At 54.3% G+C, this 18,317-nt stretch carries 14 protein-coding genes and 1 pseudogene; 6 read left to right on the top strand and 9 right to left on the bottom strand.

What is annotated here, in order from left to right; all coding sequences use genetic code 11:
• Positions 1–14: 14 nt before the first annotated feature.
• The 3 genes from KW062_RS19650 to KW062_RS19660 all read right to left on the bottom strand — a co-directional run bounded on the left by KW062_RS19650 (position 15) and on the right by KW062_RS19660 (position 4,135).
• A complete protein-coding gene (locus KW062_RS19650; protein ID WP_146118241.1) occupies positions 15–1,214 on the bottom strand; it encodes an alpha-xenorhabdolysin family binary toxin subunit A in 1,200 nt (399 codons plus the stop codon).
• Between the two features lie 240 nt (positions 1,215–1,454).
• Positions 1,455–2,981, bottom strand: a complete 1,527-nt coding sequence (locus KW062_RS19655; RefSeq protein ID WP_105755547.1) for a nucleobase:cation symporter-2 family protein — start codon at positions 2,979–2,981, stop codon at positions 1,455–1,457.
• Between the two features lie 323 nt (positions 2,982–3,304).
• Positions 3,305–4,135 carry an arylamine N-acetyltransferase family protein gene (locus KW062_RS19660; protein ID WP_027615971.1) on the bottom strand — a complete coding sequence of 277 codons (831 nt, stop codon included), beginning with the start codon at positions 4,133–4,135 and terminating at the stop codon, positions 3,305–3,307.
• Between the two features lie 164 nt (positions 4,136–4,299).
• On the opposite strand from KW062_RS19660, the pseudogene KW062_RS19665 reads away from it, so the two are divergent.
• Positions 4,300–4,539 (top strand): annotated as a pseudogene (locus KW062_RS19665) (GNAT family N-acetyltransferase); the annotation flags it as partial.
• Here the strand turns inward: KW062_RS19665 and KW062_RS19670 are convergent.
• Complete coding sequence (locus KW062_RS19670) at positions 4,540–5,946, bottom strand: DUF1254 domain-containing protein (RefSeq protein ID WP_105755546.1); 1,407 nt, start codon at positions 5,944–5,946, stop codon at positions 4,540–4,542. It abuts the pseudogene before it with no gap.
• 117 nt (positions 5,947–6,063) lie between these two features.
• On the bottom strand, positions 6,064–7,641 hold the full coding sequence (locus KW062_RS19675) for a GGDEF domain-containing protein (protein WP_105755554.1): 1,578 nt from the start codon (positions 7,639–7,641) through the stop codon (positions 6,064–6,066).
• A gap of 146 nt (positions 7,642–7,787) precedes the next feature.
• Between KW062_RS19675 and KW062_RS19680 the strand changes: the two genes are divergently transcribed.
• The gene (locus KW062_RS19680; RefSeq protein WP_105755545.1) at positions 7,788–8,420 is read left to right on the top strand and encodes an HAD family hydrolase; all 633 of its coding nucleotides are present in this window, start codon (positions 7,788–7,790) and stop codon (positions 8,418–8,420) included.
• A 4-nt stretch (positions 8,421–8,424) separates the two neighbouring features.
• Here KW062_RS19680 and KW062_RS19685 read toward each other — a convergent pair whose 3' ends face one another.
• Positions 8,425–9,087, bottom strand: a complete 663-nt coding sequence (locus tag KW062_RS19685) for a ribonuclease T2 family protein (RefSeq protein ID WP_105755544.1) — start codon at positions 9,085–9,087, stop codon at positions 8,425–8,427.
• Between the two features lie 400 nt (positions 9,088–9,487).
• Here KW062_RS19685 and KW062_RS19690 point away from each other — a divergent pair, with 400 nt between their 5' ends.
• The 4 genes from KW062_RS19690 to KW062_RS19705 are packed head-to-tail and all read left to right on the top strand — an operon-like array spanning position 9,488 to position 13,236.
• Positions 9,488–10,330, top strand: a complete 843-nt coding sequence (locus tag KW062_RS19690; RefSeq protein ID WP_105755543.1) for an ABC transporter permease — start codon at positions 9,488–9,490, stop codon at positions 10,328–10,330.
• A 12-nt stretch (positions 10,331–10,342) separates the two neighbouring features.
• The gene (locus tag KW062_RS19695) at positions 10,343–10,996 is read left to right on the top strand and encodes an ABC transporter ATP-binding protein (RefSeq protein WP_105755542.1); all 654 of its coding nucleotides are present in this window, start codon (positions 10,343–10,345) and stop codon (positions 10,994–10,996) included.
• Positions 10,997–11,048: 52 nt separating this feature from the next.
• A complete protein-coding gene (locus KW062_RS19700; protein WP_105755541.1) occupies positions 11,049–12,155 on the top strand; it encodes an ABC transporter permease in 1,107 nt (368 codons plus the stop codon).
• Positions 12,148–13,236, top strand: coding sequence for a polysaccharide biosynthesis/export family protein (locus KW062_RS19705; protein WP_105755540.1), 1,089 nt, complete (start codon positions 12,148–12,150; stop codon positions 13,234–13,236). Before KW062_RS19700 ends, KW062_RS19705 begins: the two co-directional genes overlap by 8 nt.
• 68 nt (positions 13,237–13,304) lie before the next feature.
• Here KW062_RS19705 and KW062_RS19710 read toward each other — a convergent pair whose 3' ends face one another.
• The 3 genes from KW062_RS19710 to KW062_RS19720 form a co-directional block, all read right to left on the bottom strand.
• Entirely contained in the window at positions 13,305–14,438 is a 1,134-nt protein-coding gene (locus tag KW062_RS19710) for an alpha/beta fold hydrolase (protein WP_105755539.1), read from the bottom strand.
• A 247-nt stretch (positions 14,439–14,685) separates the two neighbouring features.
• Complete coding sequence (locus KW062_RS19715) at positions 14,686–15,783, bottom strand: NosD domain-containing protein (protein ID WP_105755538.1); 1,098 nt, start codon at positions 15,781–15,783, stop codon at positions 14,686–14,688.
• Positions 15,784–16,405: 622 nt separating this feature from the next.
• Entirely contained in the window at positions 16,406–18,070 is a 1,665-nt protein-coding gene (locus KW062_RS19720; RefSeq protein ID WP_105755537.1) for a glycosyltransferase, read from the bottom strand.
• Positions 18,071–18,317 lie beyond the last annotated feature (247 nt).

The following is an 18,317-nucleotide window of genomic DNA, read 5'->3' on the forward strand; positions in this document are numbered from 1 at the left end:
ACACCTTCCCTCGGTTAACTTGCGAACTGCTGTTTATTGAAGTCTTCGATGGCCTTGTTTAGAGAGTGCAACAGAGACTCGGCCAGCTCTTTGACGCTCTCCCACGGCTCAATGCCGCGGATAAAACTTTGCTTGAAACGTATCAAGCTCACGCCCTCCTTGATCAGCGAAAGCTCGCTCGCAGACTTTTCTATTTCTGCCAATACCGAATCCCATACCATCACCAAGGCTTCAGCGGCTGCGGATGCCGCTCGCATGAAACCGTAAATATTGTCCAACGAGTTACTGTGAGACAGTATTAAACCGGGTAACTTTTCCTGGCCATCAATCATCGCGATAAGACTGCGCCGCTTTTTCTCGAAGGTTCGCAACTTCTCAATCGCCTCGACCCCGCCCCGCCCAATGAGCGCCTCCTCCGGTCCGACCAGGATAAAGTCCAGCAGAACAGCAACGGGATTCAAACCCTTCAGCAAACTGGGGATCGCCAGCGTTCTGACTTCTTTTTCGGCTTGAGCAATATCACGCTCGATCTCTGCAAGTGATTCGCGAAAGCGGATCAGGTCCACCGCAAAGTCGATGGTATTAAGCTTGTTTATTTTCAGCTTGACCGACGGCACTAACTGTTCGCTCAGTTCCCGGTGAAAAAGCTCGATGGCTTCTTTCAATTCGACCGTAGGCGCGCGACTCAGATTGACACTCTCCTTCAGGTCCTGAAACATCCCTCCGAGTTCTTCATACACAGCCCGATCAAGCTGGTCAAACGGTATGAAGGGCGTTTCATCCACTGCGATAGGACCGTAGTTCTTGACCCGCTCACTGATCGGCATGGCTTCGATTTGCTGCACAAGGTCTGCGGCAAATGTGCCCTGGGTTTTTGCAAACGCCCCTAAACCACCTCCAACCATAAGCAACTTGCTTTCAATAGGCAGCCACTTTCCAGCATGGGCCTTGATCTTTGTGTGCAGCTCCTGAACCTCCTTCCAATGAAAATCCGGGTGATCAATAACCCCACCCAGTTCAACTTCGATCCCCTCACGTTCCGTCGAAAGAGACTTACCCTTCTGCACATAAAGTTTTATTTGCAAAAGCTGATCCGACGTCACGATCAACCGTCGCCCTTCAACGCCTCCACTCACCTTTAGCGCTTGTTCACCCGCATAGGAGTGATTAGCCCCATTAAAACCGCCCACATCTTCCATGACTTTGACTTCCATTCATTAACAACCCAGTAACTCAAAAAAACACATCAACAACCTTTCGATTATTAAAATTCGAGCAACGATAGTAACCCATCCTAGAAAACCGCAACGTCGCACTATTCAGCTTATACCGTAGGAAGCACCCAACACTTAATGTACGTCGTACAAACCCACAACATATCAATCCAGCTACAACAAAAAAGGCCGACCTGTTTACTCAACAGGTCGGCCCCTTTGCTTCGCCAGTAACTGCGATCAGACGTGCTCGCTACTCTTTATCTGCACCGGTCGATGCTCCGGCGCGCCATGGCCATGATCATCCTCCACCACCACTGGCACTTCTTTGCCGTCGCAGTCATGCAACTTGCCATCGCTGAAGTAATCACCCTCACGCAGCGCCGCCAGGTCCTGGAAGCGCAAGGTGCGTTCGGTGCCGGCGGCAAATACTGACTGCTGGTCCGAGTTGCCGGCGGTCAGGTGGTTGAAGGTCAGGTTAAGCACGATGGCCATGATCGCCGACGAGCTGATGCCCGAGTGGAAAATGGTCGCGAACCAGCTTGGAAAGTGATCGTAGAAGTTCGGCGCCGCGATCGGGATCATGCCGAAGCCGATCGAAGTGGCAACGATGATCAGGTTGACGTTATTGCGGTAGTCGACTTTCGACAAGGTACGAATACCACTTGCCGCCACAGTGCCGAACAGCACGATGCCAGCACCACCCAGTACCGAGGTCGGCACTGCAGCAATCACTCGACCCATGAAGGGCAGCAGGCCGAGAATCACCAGGAACAGCCCCCCTGTCGCCACGACGTAACGACTCTTGATCCCCGTCACCGCTACCAGGCCAACGTTCTGGGCGAAGGCGCTCTGGGTGAAGGAGCCAAAGATCGGCGCGATCATGCTCGACAGCATGTCGGCGCGCAGACCATTGCCCAGGCGCTTGGAGTCGACCTTGGTGTCGATGATCTCACCGACCGCGAGGATGTCCGCGGAGGTCTCGACCAGGGTCACCATGACCACGATGCACATCGACAGGATGGCGGCGAAGTGAAAGGTCGGCATGCCGAAGTGGAACGGCGTCGGGAAGCCGAACATCGGCCCCTCACTGACGCTGGAGAAGTCTGCCATGCCGAGGAACACGGCGATCAGCGTGCCAATGACCATGGCCAGGAGGATCGAGAGCCGGGAGATTGTCGCACTGCCGATTTTGCTCAGCAGCAGCACCAGTACCAGGGTCACGGCGGCCAGGCCGATGTTGGCCATGCTGCCGAAGTCTTCGGCATGACTGTTGCCACCCATGGCCCAGCGTGCCGCCACCGGCATCAGCGTCAGGCCAATGGTGGTGATGACGATACCGGTCACCAGCGGTGGAAAGAACTTGGTGATCCGCGAGAACACCGGAGTGATCAACAAGCCAATTAACGAGGCTGCAATCACCGCGCCGAGGATCGACTGGAAGCCGCCCTCACCGCCGCTGCTGACAATCGCCACCATGGTTGCCACACCGGAGAACGAAACACCCTGCACCAGCGGCAGCTGACAGCCAAAAAACGGTAAACCCAGGGTTTGCAGCAGTGTTGCCAGCCCCCCTGCAAACAACGATGCCGCGATCAGCAGACCAATGTCCGCCGGAGAAAGCCCGGCCGCCTGGCCGATGATCAGTGGTACCGCAACGATACCGCCATACATGGTCAGGACGTGCTGCAGGCCGTAAGCCATATTCGCGCCGATCCCGAGGTTTTCATCCTCGGGCCGTTGGTGTGAAACAGAGGGCGTTTTCATCGTGGGGGGTTCCCTGGGTTTTTGTTATGCGCACACTGTATTCAACACACAAGACAAATGTCCATAGAGTTGTATACAACTTGCCAGTCACATAATGGACACTCGTTCATATTCACCCCTGCAGAGCCCTCTGGGACGGGACTTGCGGCCATGACCGCCCGTCGAAAAAAAGCTGATCAATTGATCAGCTTTTGTCCCGAAACACACCCTTCCGGATGTCGATATCCCTGTAGGAGCGAGCCTGCTCGCGAAAAACCTGAGGATGCCGCGTGCATTCAGGATGCTCGCGTCATCGTTGACGTTTTTCGCGAGCAGGCTCGCTCCTACAGGGTGGCGGCAAGTAATTCCGTCAACCTCGTCTCCAGAGCCGGAAGCTCGGGCACCTGCAGGCCGAACTCACAATGCAAAATCCTGACCAACTCGCCAGGATCGGTGATCTCCCGCCGCTCACTCGGCGCCCCCACGCGATGTACGGCGAAGCTGCCATTGTTCAAGGTGCGCCGCGTCTGCCCCTCGGTCCGCGCCACCATCAGGCGCTGCAGGAACGGGGACTCGGGGTGGGTCGAGACGTACCAGTTGCCGATCTCGTAGTCGATATCGCCCTGGCGCTGCAGGTCGAACACATACATGGCCCACCAGGCATCACCCACCAGGGCGTGCAAGGTGTAGCTGTCACCCTCGCGGGTAATACGGTAAGGCTCATGGGGCGTGGCCTGCACCGCCTCGGTGTCGAGCCGCAACGGTGCAGTGGGCACCATGCCGCCAAAGCCGACATCGGTGATGTAGCGCACCCCATCCAGGGTGAGCAGGGTCAAGCGATGGGTGCGCGCGACCCAGGCGCCTTCGGGGGCGTTCATCACCACCCGCCCGGTAATGCCGCGCACCTCGAAGCCCAGATGTTGCAGCAGGGTCATATAGAGATAGTTGAGCTCATAGCAGTAACCACCTCGCCCTTCATGCAGGAGTTTTTGCTGAATGGATTCCAAGTCCAACCGCACCGGCACACCGGCCAATGGCGACAGATTTTCGAAGACGAACGTGCTGGTATGGCGCAGTTGCAGTTGCTGCAATGTCTCAAGAGTGGGCGCGGGTGCACCGTTATAGCCCAGGCGTTGCAGGTAAAGATCGAGGTCGTTGAGGGGCGAGGCGAACATGAGCGATTCCTTGTGCATGATTCACAAGGTTATAGAGCATCGCCGTCCCTGGCCGATAATAGATTTCTCCCATTGCCTCGCGGCAACACTTGCCAAGTCCATCGCCCGCTGCCTGTAATGCGGCCTACTGGCAACGACGAGCACTTGACCGATCATGGACACCCTTCGAACAGCTCGGCTGCGTTCGTGTGCAGTTCACCACTGACGAAATCAACCTCAAGTCCCGTACGGCGATTCTCCGGCTCGGCGCGCAACAGGAAGGCATCGTGCGCAACGAACGGATCATGCCTGACGGCCGCAAACGCAACTCGGTGCGATTCAGCATCATCGATGAAGAGTGGCCGCAGGTGCGCGAGCGGCTACAACACAAGCTGCAACCGGTGCAATGCGGCCCTGCCCCCTGATTAACTGCGCCTCACCGCCGGCGGATTCCATTTGCCATTCAAGGCTTCGGGCTTGGGTCCATACAGGCGCATGGTCAGGTTGAACGCCCCGGCGGGTGCCGGCAGCCAATTGGCCTCGCGCTCCTTGCCCGGATTCTGGTGCTGGAAGTACAGATCCAGCGAACCATCGGCATTGGTCTTGAACGGCATCCAGCTGCTGACCGCAAACCGGTTGAGCTCATTGCCTACCTGAAAGCCTTCCGCGTCGTACAGGGTGATCGACCAGAACGCATTGACCGGCGGCACCGAATCCTTGTCGAAATGCAGCACATATTGATTGGCGCCATCCAGTGGCTGGCCTTTGTCATCACCGAGGTTAAGCGGATAGATCGCATCTTCCGGCAGGTTAGCCCCCAGTCCTAGTTGCGCGACCATTGCGCGCTTGAGGTAGTAGTTGCCATAGACCCCCATGGTATCGGTGTTCATCGACCAGCCATTGACCACCCGCGCCAGGGTCTGCACCTTCCACGTCATCAAGGCCCGGGCTTCGGCGGGCGCGGTCTGCAACGCCTGCTGTATCGCCGGGTCGAGTGCTTCGAGCTTGAACGATTTGCCGGGCTCGATGCCGATGCGTTTCATCTGCGCGATGATCGGCTGATCGGTGCTGTGGGGCGGATGCAGCTTGAGCAACTCAGCCGCATAGGCAAAGTAATTAGCCGCCGACATTGAATCGACCTGGATTTTAGGCGGAGTTTTCATGTCGACACCGGGGTCGACCTTGATGCTGACCGGGGTCGGCGGCTTACCCAGCTGCGACAGCGGAGTTACGGTATATCCCGCCTGAATCTTGTGCACCGCCGGATAATCCGCCGCACCGTCGGTCTTGGTCCGGCCGATCACCCACACATAAGGGGTCGGCGCCGGCAACTGGGTAGTGCCGGCGGGCACACTGCCCTGCCAGCCAGGCGGCGTCACCAGGAACTGCCCGGCATCCGTTCCCGTAGTGCGCCAGCCAGGTGAAGCGAAGACATCCGTCCACATGTCGAGCATCGGCAACAGGTAAAAACGTCCATTGGTTTGCGGGGCGGACACCACCAGCGGCTCTTTGCTCAAGTCAAGCCAGGCAATCGAATACAACGTGTCAAAGTTGGAACGCACCACCCCCCTGAAGTTGGCCGGCGGATACTCCGGAACACTGACGAACATATTCATCGGCCCTTTGCCAAACTCTTTGCCAGGTTCGATGTTAGTGAATTGTTTGCGCGTGACATCCATGGTCAACAGTGGATAAAAGTAAACATAGGCATCGACACCAATGGCATGAGCTTCCTGCGCAGTCAGAGGCGAATCGGCGTAACTGGTCAGCGGCGACAACGATACAGCCGCAACCATCAACGCTGAGGCTTTAAATGCTTTAGGTATCAACATTTGCTTGATCGTCCGAAATGTAAGAGAGGAGTTGACCAGTTACTGCGCAAGCAGTTGAACTTTAGTCGAGTTGGTGATCTCAGCCAGCACGCAAGACAGCCGGCCAGATCTCCAACCTTACCCCTGGACTTTAACCCCGGCGTCGTCTTTTAACGTGCCGCCCTCGGACATGACCTGCGTGCGATTCCTGCCCAAGTGCTTGGCTTGATACAAGGCCGCATCCGCCCGCTCGATCAACAACTCAACACGGTCCTCGAGAGTTGGCACAAACGCATAACAGCCCAGGCTGGCCGTCAACTGTCCCGAGGGCGCCGCACGATGGGGAATGGCGGCGGCCCTGATGCGCTGACGAATCTGTTCGGCAAGCGTGTAGGCGGCATCGATGTCAGCGTCCGCCAACAACACGGCGAATTCTTCCCCGCCGTAACGCACCACCAGGTCAGTCTTGCGTTGACAGCAACTCTTCACCAAGTGGGCGACCTGCACCAGGCACTGATCGCCAGCCAAATGCCCATAGGTATCGTTGAACGGCTTGAAGTAATCGATATCCAGCAGAATCAGGCTCAAGCGACGTTGCTGACGCTGGCTACGGGCAAATTCCGTCTCCAGCACACGCTGGAACAGCCGACGATTACCCAGCCCGGTCAGGCTGTCATGGGTGGCAATGACTTCCAGGCGCTCCTGGGCCGCACGCAGATCCGCTTCTATACGCTCGCTGTTACGCACCTGCAACACGAACACCCAGCCGAACAGACTGATGCCCAACACCACCAGCGCGACGATGACACTGGACTGCACCGCGTTGGCCCACCAGCCACGCAACATCACCTCTTCGGGAATGGCCGCGGCCACGACCAAAGGGTAAGCCTGTAACTGCTGGTAGCCATACAAGCGAACGCTGCCGTCCGACGGCGTACGAATCATCGCGCTGCCTGAGCGCGCCTGAGGCAGATAAGTGCGAAAAATCGGACCCTGCGCCAGCGACTTTCCGATCATCTGCTGATCACTGGGACGTCGCGCCAGCAACGTACCGTCCGCCAATGCCAGAAACATCAGCGCCTGGTCATCGATGCTGAAGCTTTTGAAGAAGCGGTCGAAGTAAGCCAGGCGAATGCCGGCCATCAACACCCCCTGGAATTCCCCCTGGGGACCATTGATCCGGCGCGACAGCGGAATGATCCACTCGCCGTTCTGCCGGCTGCGAATGGCCGGGCCGATATGCACTTCCCGGGAAGCATTGCGCTGATGGAATTTGAAGTACTCACGATCATCGAAGGTCACTGGCCGGGTCAAGTCGCCAAAGGAACTCACCACCCAACGCCCTTCGCGATCGACCAGAAACAACCCATGCAACTGCTCGAGCGCCTGTGCCCGACGCGCGAACGTCTGCTGCAGACGCGGATTGCGCGCCGCCTCGTATCCCTCGTCCTGAATCCAGTCGACCAGACTGCTGACCACCAGGTCGGCCGCCCTGAATGTATCCTGCGCCTGCTGCGCCATGGCTCGGGTCAGATTGGCCGAACTGACTTGCGCCAGCGCCAGGTCATGATCACGGGATTGCTTGAGCTGCAGATAGAGCAACCCGCAGAGACACAGACACACCGCAGCAATGAACGCCACCGCTGCCTTACGCAGAGGCAAGCGCTTCAATGGGCCACCGAGGGTGTAATAAGGGTCGTGAATGGGGGCTGGCAACAACATCATCCTTGAACGGTTACGCGTGAGCAGGCGCCAGAACTCCTTGGCGCGCGAAGCTTAGCCTAGAGCCCTCACCGGGGGCAAACCACCTCCCGGCACTCTGCTAGGCTGCAAGCTCAGCACGCATTTCAAGGAGGAACATCATGAACCCTACTATCGACACCGTGGTTTTCGACCTCGGCAACGTACTGATTCGCTGGAACCCGCGAAACCTGTACCACAAGCTATTTGACAACGAACAGGACATGGAGACTTTTCTGTCCGAGGTCTGCAGCACCGACTGGAACGAACAGCAGGACGCCGGCCGCCCCTGGCAGGAAGCAACAGACGAAGCCATCGCCCGCCATCCGCACCAAGAGGCATTGATACGCGCCTACCGCGAACGCTGGGAAGAAATGCTCGGCGGCGCCCTCGAAGAAACCGTACTGATCCTTGAGGAGCTTCACGACAACGGCGTTCGCCTGCTGGCCCTGACCAATTGGTCCGCCGAAACCTTCCCCATCGCCCTCGAACGCTTCGCCTTCTTGCAGAAATTCGAAGGCATCCTGGTCTCGGGCCAAGAAGGCATCATCAAGCCGGCGCCGGAAATTTTTCAACTACTGAAGTCGCGCTACCAGTTCGAAGGTCACCATGCCGTATTCATCGATGATCACGCCCCCAACATCACAGGCGCTCGACGAGAAGACTTCAACGCCCTGCAATTCACCACAGCGCACCAACTGCGCACCGACCTGATCGCCCTCGGCCTCCCCGTCGCCCCGCCGCAGACGTATTGACCCATCAGCGCACCGGCGGCACCCGAATATCCCCGGAGCGGCATTGGTTTTTCACACCCTTGCCGCACGCCTGAAACGACAGATCCTTACCCATGCACACCCGCACCTCCGACAACTCCGGCCCACGGCAAATCACCGCCAGGCCATCACCGGGAATCCCCGGATTGCTGCGACGAAACATCTGCGCGATGTCCTGTGCCGAGTAGTACACGTTCTTGCTCAAAGGCTGCAGTTGCTCAGGAATCTTCACCGCCGCCAACGCCCTGTCCGCCGCCGCCAAGTACCCCATCGCACCCAACCCACTGCACGTCCCATGCTTGGCCCACTCATGCTTGAGCAACGCCGGCGTCACAAACACCTCCATCCCCCGCGCCCGCTCAGCCTGCGACAACTTCGCCTGCCCATCACACGACTGCGGCCAGCCGCCTTTGGCGTACTGCGGCCACAGACCGTGCAGCACAAACCCGTAGCCTTTGCCTGAGCATTGGGCGTTTTCCGGGCGAGTCAGGCAGAAAGTGGGGGACCAGGAGAGGGCCAGGAGGTAGTAGTCGAATTGACCGGCGGTGGGTTGGGGTTGCTGTTTGGTGTTGTTATCGGGGGATTTGTTGAGGAGCAGCGTGGCGGCGGCTAGGGCACCGATGAGAGCCAGGAGCGGAAATGTTTTCATTTATCTACCAGAGGACATACAAAGGCATCGAAGAGTGATTTCTGCAACTCAGGCGACTAATAAGTCACTCCAACGATTATGAGCGCTGACCAAGACTCGCTTTCTATCAAACATCATAGAAATGAAACCAGCTGCGAGACGCACGCCAAGATAGTGGCATTTTGACACTTAAAACCCTTAAAGGTGAGCCTGTCATTTATGCGATGTGTGAATATTTAGCGGCCTTCATATTTGATCCGGTTGTAGGGTGCATGTGTAGGCATTATCAGATTCAACAGTGCGAAAGAGCAAAGGATTCTCACTTGACGCTAATACCTCCCGGCGATTAATCTCCCGCCCCTTGAGCACGGAAGCCGCCCGAAGCACTAGTTCAGCGTGCGGGACTCGGGCATTCCCTGAAATGAATTCACCGGTGCGCTCTGACGCGCCGCTTCGTTGTGCGGAATACATCTTGAAGCCTCGCTCCTCCTTCCAGATCCAAAAATCGGTCATCTTTGCCTTGGTCCTGCGCGAAGCCCGTGCACGCTTCGGTCAACGGCGCATGGGAGCGGTGTGGACACTGATCGAGCCGGTCTGCCATCTTTTGATCTTTACCGTTCTCTTCTCGCTGATTCGTGGTCGTACCGTTTCCGGCGTCGAGTACCCGGTATTCGTCCTTGTGGGGATGGCGCCCTTTCTGCTTTATCGCAACACCGCCCTTCGCCTGATGGATAGCCTTCGGGAAAACCGCTCACTGTTCGCTTATAAACAGATCAATCCATTGGACACCTATATAGCTCGTGTGCTGGTGGAAACCTGCATCAGTGCCACGGTCTACGCGATCCTGGTGTTCGGCTTTGCCTGGTACGGTTTCGACATGTCGGTGCACAGCCCCTTGCAATGGGTCGCCACGCTGACCCTGGGTCTGTTGTTTTCATTTGGATTGGGCATGGTGCTGGCATTGGTCACCCATGCGCTACCGAGCCTCAAAGTGATCATCCGCATGGCCTTTTTCCCGCTGTATTTCATCTCCGGCATTTTGGTACCTGCCTCTTACCTGCCGACAGCCATGATGCCGCTACTCTTGCTCAATCCATTCCTGCACATCGTCGAACTGATTCGCGCGGAAGTTTTGCCTCACTACACACCGGTCGATGGCATATCGGTCGAGTACGTAATCGAGTTCACGGTAGTTTTGCTGTTCATCGCCCTGGGTAGCTACCGCGCCCGCCGGTTGCACCTGATTTCCACGAAGAACGGATGAGTACAGGCCAACGTGTTCGAAATTAAGAACGTTACCAAATCCTATCTGACCCCGAAGGGGCGACGGTATGTGTTCCGCAACCTGTCACTGTCAATTCCGCCGGGGAAGAACATCGGCCTGATCGGCCGTAACGGTGCAGGCAAGTCGACATTAATGCGACTGCTGGGCGGCGCTGACATTCCTGACTCAGGCTCAATCGTCACCGACCAGAGTATTTCCTGGCCGGTGGGTTTGTCGGGAGGTTTCCAGGGCAGCATGACCGGTCGCGACAATATCAAATTTGTCTGCCGCATCTACGGCGCCGAAGGTGAGGCGATGCGCGAGAAAGTGCGCTATGTCCAGGAATTCGCAGAAATCGGCGACTGGATCGACGAGCCCATCAAGACCTACTCCTCCGGCATGCGCTCTCGGGTGGCCTTTGGACTGAGCATGGCGTTTGACTTCGACTACTACCTGATCGACGAAGTCATGTCGGTTGGTGATGCCCAATTCAAACGCAAATGTGCCGAGGTGTTCCGCGAAAAACTGCAAACGTCAAAAGTGGTGCTAGTCACCCACTCCATGTCCGAGGTTGAGAAAACCTGCGACATCGTTTTGTTGGTTCGTGACGGTGGCATCCAGATTTACGAAGACGTCGCCGAAGGCATCAAGGCCTATAACAGCTGACTCCAGCTTCCCCTATATCGCAGCACCGTTCCACTTCAAGGATGCATCACATATGAGCAGTACGGGTAAACTCAAGGGCTGGCGCCTGGCAATTGGCCTGGTGGTCCTGCCGCTGGCCCTGGCGGCCGTCTACTATGGCCTATTCGCGGTTGACCGCTATGTCAGTTCCGCCCAAGTGGTTGTTCGCCAGGACGGCGGCAATCAGGCTGCCTCCGTGCCAGGCCTTGCAACCCTGCTGACCGGCACCAATCCAGCCTCCCGGGAAGAAACTCTCTACTTGCGCGAATACATCGTGTCGATGGACATGATGCTACTGCTTGAAGAGCGACTGCACTGGATTGAGCAATACGCAGCCCAGCGTAAAGACATTTTCTTCTGGCTGAACAAAGACGCTGATCGCGAAGACCTGCTCAAGTACTACCAACGCATGGTCTCGGCTCACTACGACGAAACCACCGGCTTGCTGCGGGTCGAAGTTCAGGCTTTTACACCTGAACTGTCGGAGCAGATGCTGCGCAACATCCTTGAGGCCAGCGAACACTTCGTCAACGAAGTTAGCCACAGCATTGCACGTGAGCAAATGAACTTCGCCAAAGGCGAACTGCTCACCGCACGCACTAACTACGCCGAACGCAAAACCGAACTGCTCGACTTCCAGAACGACAATAAAGTGCTGGACGGTGCCAACACCGCACAAAGCCGCGCGACCATTATTGCCGACCTGGAAGGCCAATACACCAAAGAGCAAGCGATTCTCACTGAGATGCTATTCAAGCTGCGCGCTGACTCGCCACAAGTGAAACAGCAGAAGCAAAAAGTCAACGCAATCACCCAGCAACTGGCCAAGGAAAAACGCCTGCTGGTGTCTTCGCCTGACGGCTCTCAACTCAACGTGGTTGCGTCACGCTTCCAGCAACTGACGCTGGATGCGGGCATTGCAGAAGAGAGCTACAAAACTGCTGTGGCAGCCTTGGATAATGCCCGTATCGAGGCCAGCAAGAAAATTCGCACGCTGGTCACTGTTGTGAGTCCGAATACGCCGCAGCTGGCTCTATACCCTGAGCGCCTGTACAACCTGGCGACCATTTTGCTTGGCCTTCTGATGCTGTACGGCATCACCCGCTTCATCCTGGCTTCGATCGAGGATCATCGTGATTAAATCCCTTGTTGTCTCTCACAAGTTCAACTTGAAACTGGCCGCATTGACCCTCGTAACCTTGGGCTTGGCTGGCTGCGGTGGCACCTTGTCGGGCGCCGGCCCGTACAAGGGCGATATCGAAAACAAGAATGCGCCTTATAACCTTGTCGAGATCAATGCCAACACGATCGCGCCGTTTATGCGTGGCGCTGCGCGGCCGATTCAATCGAGCATTGCCAAGCCCATTGCCCCTTCTGCGCGCTTGATGGCCGGTGACATCCTCAATGTACTGATCACCGATAACGCACCGGAAGGCTCAGCGTTATTCGCGCCACTTTCCAGCGGCGGCACCCAGCTCAAAACCCGCATCGACGACCAAGGCATGATCTCCCTGCCATACGTCGGTCGACAGTTCGTTGCCGGCATGACGCTCAACGAAGTCGAGAACATGATCCGCAAGCAACTGAAAGGCGTGACGACTGACGTTCAAACTCATGTTGAATTGGTCGGCGACTTGTCAGGCTCGGTACTGGTTGCCGGCGCAGTCAAATCTCCAGGACGTTTCAGCACCCTGCAAGGTCCACTGACCCTCCTGGATGCCATCAACCAGGCCGGCGGTCCAGTCATGGAGCCGCATTTGGTCAACGTCACCGTGCGTACCGGCAGTCAGGTTCAGCAATTCAATTATGAAGATGTGCTGGCCGGCAACAACATGGTGCTGCGCCCTAATTCGGAAATTGTCCTGGATCGTGCTCGTCAGCGCTTCGTCGCCATGGGCGCCGTTGCAGAGCCTGGCCTGAAAGATATGCCTGCGCAATACACTAGCCTGCTGGATGCGCTGAGCAGCGTTGGCGGCCTGAAAGAAAATAGTGCAAATCCGGAAGGTGTGTTCGTGTTTCGCATGGCAACTGACGGCAGCGCCAAGCCAACTGTGATGCGCCTGGATATGCGTGATCCCACAGCAATTTTTTATGCTCGACAGATCATGATCAAGCCGGACGACACGATCTATGTAACCAATGCCGCCGTATATGAGTGGCAAAAGGTTATTAGCCCGATTGTTCAAACAATGCTTCTGGGGCGCGCGGCTGGCATTCAGTAACGCACCAACTAAAAGGGGTAGCTATCGCTACCCCTTAATTAAAAACTTCAGCTCACCAAAATAGTCATTCAAGCCGCTAATTTAGCCATACGCTTGGCAAGCTTCTCCGCATCTCCCCCACACTCCAATGACTCGGCAAGGTACTTTGCTGCCAACGCTTTATTCCCTTCCAGCATATAGATATCAGAGAGCATCATCAAAACGATATGAGCTTTCGGATTGGATTTTAAATACATCGCAAAGTGAACTTTCGCATACGCATGACGCTTATTCAGCATCAAGGCACGACCGAGACGATAACGCGCCCCAAGATAATGCGGTGCGGAGCCTACCGAAATCAGCAGTGGCGCAAGAGACTCTGCATAGCTTTTTTCTTCTAACAACGCAGTGCCCAACATATAGTTGGAATACTCGTGTCGCGGGTCCAACTCAATTGCTTCAGCGGCAGCAACCTTAACACCCGCCCAATCCCTGTCACGAAACGCCAGAAATGTTTTATACAGAGCACCTACCAGCTTCGAATTATTGACACTCCCACCAGCTTCGACGATGTCGGGCAGAGGCTCACCATTAGCCCAGGTACTAATAAACTCAGACAAACCATAGAACTCCTTGATAAAGGGAGCGCCGCCATGGCCGACACCAGTCAATGTCATGGTATTTACATTACTCAGATCATACACGTGCGCGGCCGCCAACAAATCGAGCGAATCGCACTCACCTGCAATCTGTAAAACTTCAACCTTTGACGCCTCAATCAGCGGGCGAAGATCGGGGAAAGCCTCTGGAATATCTTTAGGCATCCGTTTGTGGCTGCGACTACCGTCAATTTTCAGCTTGGTATCGTAGCCAAAAGCAAGAACTTTTGCATCAAGGGCAGCCCCGTAAAGCACCGCTCCGTAGCCCCCCATACTGACGCCGACAAAAAACACTTCATCAACATTCAAATAACGCACGAGCGCTTTCAGTTTTTCGACGGTTCCTTCGTGGGTATCGCCAAAACCAGGAATACCACGCTGATACCACTCATTCCGACCATTGTTCAAAAATAGCAAGTGAGAGGACTGCGCATTGCCCACATGCCAAAAATCGAATTTACCATCGGTTTTATCGGTACCCGCCAAAAAGACCATAAGCCGTTTGGAATCAGCACATTCAACAATCTTAAAATGCTTGCCTTCCATCGTGGAAAAATCGTGCATACCAACAAACCTATTATTAGACAAAAATGGCAACGGAAAAATAGACTAGATTCAGCACAAAATCAACAAAACGGAGGGCGAAATCAAATTAACCGAAAAAAACGCGACGAGTCACGCAAAGGACGGAACTCGTCACCTTTCCACTCATCGACTCCGAACGCAGCCACCTACCGCCAGAGTAAACAACTGGCGGCGACGAGAAGCGATTTCCGCACCAACTCACTACACAGAGCATTAATAGACGGTCTTATCGAGCACACTCTTCTGTCGAATTAGACTCAATTTTATTCCCTTGAGTCCTACTACCATCCGGCTTATTAGCGCTCTTGTAGGGCTCAAGAATATCATGCTGGACAGAGCCTCCAATTCGATTCCCCGCAATCGTATTATTGTTCCCCTCAACACGGATGGCGGTCTTCGTACCACAAAAACTATTAGCCTCAACAGTATTATTGTTGGCGTGATCTTCATAATATCGACCCGCCTGATCAACAGCAGGATCGCCACAACCCCACTTACTCAAATCCTTACTCTGCCGCGATGCAATCCAAACGCCGACAGGCTCGCTCTCAAAAGTATTATCCTTGATCACATTGAAATCGCTTGACTGCCATCTCAGCGCTGACTTACCCGATGCAAAATTTTCGCCACAGTTTTTATAAATTAGTATTCCGCCGCCGGCATTGCCAAGGAACTTATTGCCCGTAACTGTATTATGCGCAGAGGAATCGATAGCCATGCCCTCACGCCGCCCATCTGTACCATTGCCCTGAATGACATTATTGACAATCTTGATCCGCTGAGTAGCCTGCTCAAGATAAACACCAACTTTCCCCGACCCCTCGACCCGAGAATTACTTAATACGGAGTCAGTCACGTAACTATCAAAGTAAACACCACCTCGCCCACTCCCAAGCACCGTGACATTGTTAACAACTACATTGTTTGGCGCAACCGCGTAGTTGGCCGCACGATCACTCGAAAAGTCCTTGATACGAATGCCCGATGTAATACTAATTCCACGATTTTTAAAATTTTGGATTCGACAGTTTTCAACGGTCACATTCTGAATCTGTTTTTTCCTGCCCCCTATCAGAACCCCGACCCCACGCTCACCCTGCCCATCGATTGTTGCCCCCCTGCAATTTAGATGCGTATTGCTTTCAGCTATCGTGACACTCTGAAAGTAGGTACAGGCAGGATTTAACTCGACAACGCCATTTTTGCTGTCGATCCTGGGAAGAATGCAGGCTCCATCATCGACAGCAAAAGCAAACTGCGGAACAACGGAAAATGCACAAGCTAACGCAATCGAAACTGCCGAGAACTTTATATTAAATTTCATCACTACCACCTCACCCCAATTTCGTTTACCAACTACCAAACAGACCTCGCAATGAAACTGAGGTTCAGAGCAGCGCAATAAAAAAGACACATCAAATACAGGATCTGCCAGATGGCGAAGTGAAAAAAATGCAGTCACTGTGTCAACGCTTAATTAATCAGCACTTGAGCAAGGATGCTGAAGAGTTGATCTCGCAGCAACAATGCCATATTACTCAAGAGTTTAGATCGAGAGGTTTGCTTTTTTGAGGGAAGGGAAAACACGCAAGGGTTAAGGGAGCAGCGCCTGACACAACTCAATATTCAATGTCCTCCTCTTTGCGCCAGTGAGCCATCCACCCCAGAAACGATGCGAGCATGACCACTGCCACCACAAGCACCAGCCCTCCAAAAGCGTTCAAAACCGTAACCACCATGAACATCCCCCCCACAGCAAGAGTCGTGCGCCAACAAGTAGCGCCGGATTCGGAGCGCCGCCAGCAATCACCCCAAATCCTTTGCAGCATCAGTTCTACGCAACCCTTGTGACGGAAAAATGTCAGCGGCACCCATGCACCGCTGCGGCCACCTTGACAAGGCAGACCAACAAGATATTCCTGGTCACACGAATGAAAAATCAGCAGCTAAAACAGAACAAATTTCAAAACTCTACTCGCAATTGGCGCTCGGAACGACACACCATCTTTCATCAGCCGAAATCTGTACCGACTCTTGACTTGATCAAAAACCATTTCGTCGACCTCGTATGCACCGACCAACAAATCAACTGTCTCTCCCACAAATGCTCTCTCACTAACAACACTCAAAACATGGACTTTCTTCGCTGATCGATAAGAATTGATTGTCGCATCATCATTCACGCGCGGCAGGTAAATCCACCCCACCTTACTTGAGACCATATTTTCAATAACATTCCCCTCTGGCGCCAACCCTACTGAGCGGCCAGTAGGGCGAGCCATTAACTCACTGAATAACGACAACCAAAGCGCGGTTATCGGACCTGCAGTAAACCTTAAAGCACTTTCACGCCCCTTAAGTGCCATTGACTCAACCAACTGAGCATCCCCAAGAAGCAACTCGACTTTATCGATAAACTCTTCTTCGTTTTCAACGACAAATCCATCAACACCATTGGTAACAATTTCTTGCGGACCATAGTTGGTTTTCGTTGAGACCAACGGCACACCATACCCCAACGACTCAGCAAAACTAATTCCGAACCCCTCAGACGCCGACATCCCTAAACTGACACTCGCACGCATGAACACTTGAGAAACATCTGTCGCAAAACCCATTAGCTTTACTGAGTCTTGCACATCGAGACTGTCAATAAATTCCTTAATACTTTGCTCCTGCTCTCCCGCACCCCAAATTTCCAATCGAGCAAGAGGATTTCTGGCGATAACTTTTGCAAATGACTTTATTATAGTTTTTATCCGCTTCACACCGTGAAGACGCGACACCACGACCGCCAGATTTGGATCCCGCTTAATCTCCACCCCTGAAGCACCAATCGTCACTAGATTTCCAATGACCGAATAACGTCCGGACGGAAACTGCTCACGCACGTCCTGAAGCTGCCCCTGAGTCAACAGAACTAACCGATCGCAATGCTCGATACCCCGAATAACGCCAGCATATTTTGGTGCAATCGCGGCCCCGACCGTGTGCGGTTTTGCCAGATGGTTACTATGCATCATCAAAACGCGATAGATCCCCTGCCCCTCAACCCTGCATATCGCATCTGCAGCCCCTATCGAATCAGCCAAAAGAAAACTCGGCAAACTTTTAACCGACAGGCATTTCAACCAGTAGGCGTGCACCGAATCTAAAGAATTAAACTTTAGCGGACGCCCCCCTGGCTGATACAAAACCACCATTTCAACGCCATTTTCATCGCTAATGAATTCCTCGATAAACACATATTTAGACCTGGTCAGATACCGATTGACACTAAATCCAGCACCGTTCACACGATCAATTTGCTTCTTGATAAAGACACCGAGGTGTTCCGCGGTCGACTGTTCGTGCTCTTCTGCGCCCGCTATCGCACAAGAAGCCTTGTGAGCAAACCAGTGATAAAAACTCAAAACCCTCAAATCTTCGCGAATTCGCCCCTGCACGACAAGATTCTGAATTGTATGCTCGAGACGCTCGTCATAGGAAAGCACCGCAACACTGGCGATACAGCCTTCCACTGCAAGCGCAGCAGTTCGGGCCAATGAAACCCTTGTTACCCCACCACCCTGCTCTGCCAACTCGTATAAAACCGATATAACCTGCTTCACTACAAACACCTTCCGGAGAATTTATCGCGTACTTTTTCCAAATTATCTGGATCTCGTAAGAGATAATTAGGAACCTCTAAACCATCAGCACTACGTATACCTGAGCGAGCATCAACCCAGCGATGACCGAAGGCCGCCAACCGCCGCCTCCTCCAAGCTTTCCCACAGCCAAATCGAATCAAAAATAGCTCCGCAAACAGAACCAATTCCGAACACCACGGTCGGATGAGCAACTTCAAATGAGCAC

Origin of the sequence: Pseudomonas fluorescens, from assembly GCF_019212185.1 — a bacterium.
Taxonomy (GTDB): domain Bacteria; phylum Pseudomonadota; class Gammaproteobacteria; order Pseudomonadales; family Pseudomonadaceae; genus Aquipseudomonas.

Excerpts from the sequence above, each read along its gene's own strand:
- KW062_RS19650 (WP_146118241.1), bottom strand. The coding sequence starts at position 1,214 with ATGGAAGTCAAAGTCATGGAAGATGTGGGCGGTTTTAATGGGGCTAAT.
- KW062_RS19655 (WP_105755547.1), bottom strand. The coding sequence starts at position 2,981 with ATGAAAACGCCCTCTGTTTCACACCAACGGCCCGAGGATGAAAACCTC.
- KW062_RS19660 (WP_027615971.1), bottom strand. The coding sequence starts at position 4,135 with ATGTTCGCCTCGCCCCTCAACGACCTCGATCTTTACCTGCAACGCCTG.
- KW062_RS19670 (WP_105755546.1), bottom strand. The coding sequence starts at position 5,946 with ATGTTGATACCTAAAGCATTTAAAGCCTCAGCGTTGATGGTTGCGGCT.
- KW062_RS19680 (WP_105755545.1), top strand. The coding sequence starts at position 7,788 with ATGAACCCTACTATCGACACCGTGGTTTTCGACCTCGGCAACGTACTG.
- KW062_RS19685 (WP_105755544.1), bottom strand. The coding sequence starts at position 9,087 with ATGAAAACATTTCCGCTCCTGGCTCTCATCGGTGCCCTAGCCGCCGCC.
- KW062_RS19690 (WP_105755543.1), top strand. The coding sequence starts at position 9,488 with ATGAATTCACCGGTGCGCTCTGACGCGCCGCTTCGTTGTGCGGAATAC.
- KW062_RS19700 (WP_105755541.1), top strand. The coding sequence starts at position 11,049 with ATGAGCAGTACGGGTAAACTCAAGGGCTGGCGCCTGGCAATTGGCCTG.
- KW062_RS19710 (WP_105755539.1), bottom strand. The coding sequence starts at position 14,438 with ATGCACGATTTTTCCACGATGGAAGGCAAGCATTTTAAGATTGTTGAA.
- KW062_RS19715 (WP_105755538.1), bottom strand. The coding sequence starts at position 15,783 with ATGAAATTTAATATAAAGTTCTCGGCAGTTTCGATTGCGTTAGCTTGT.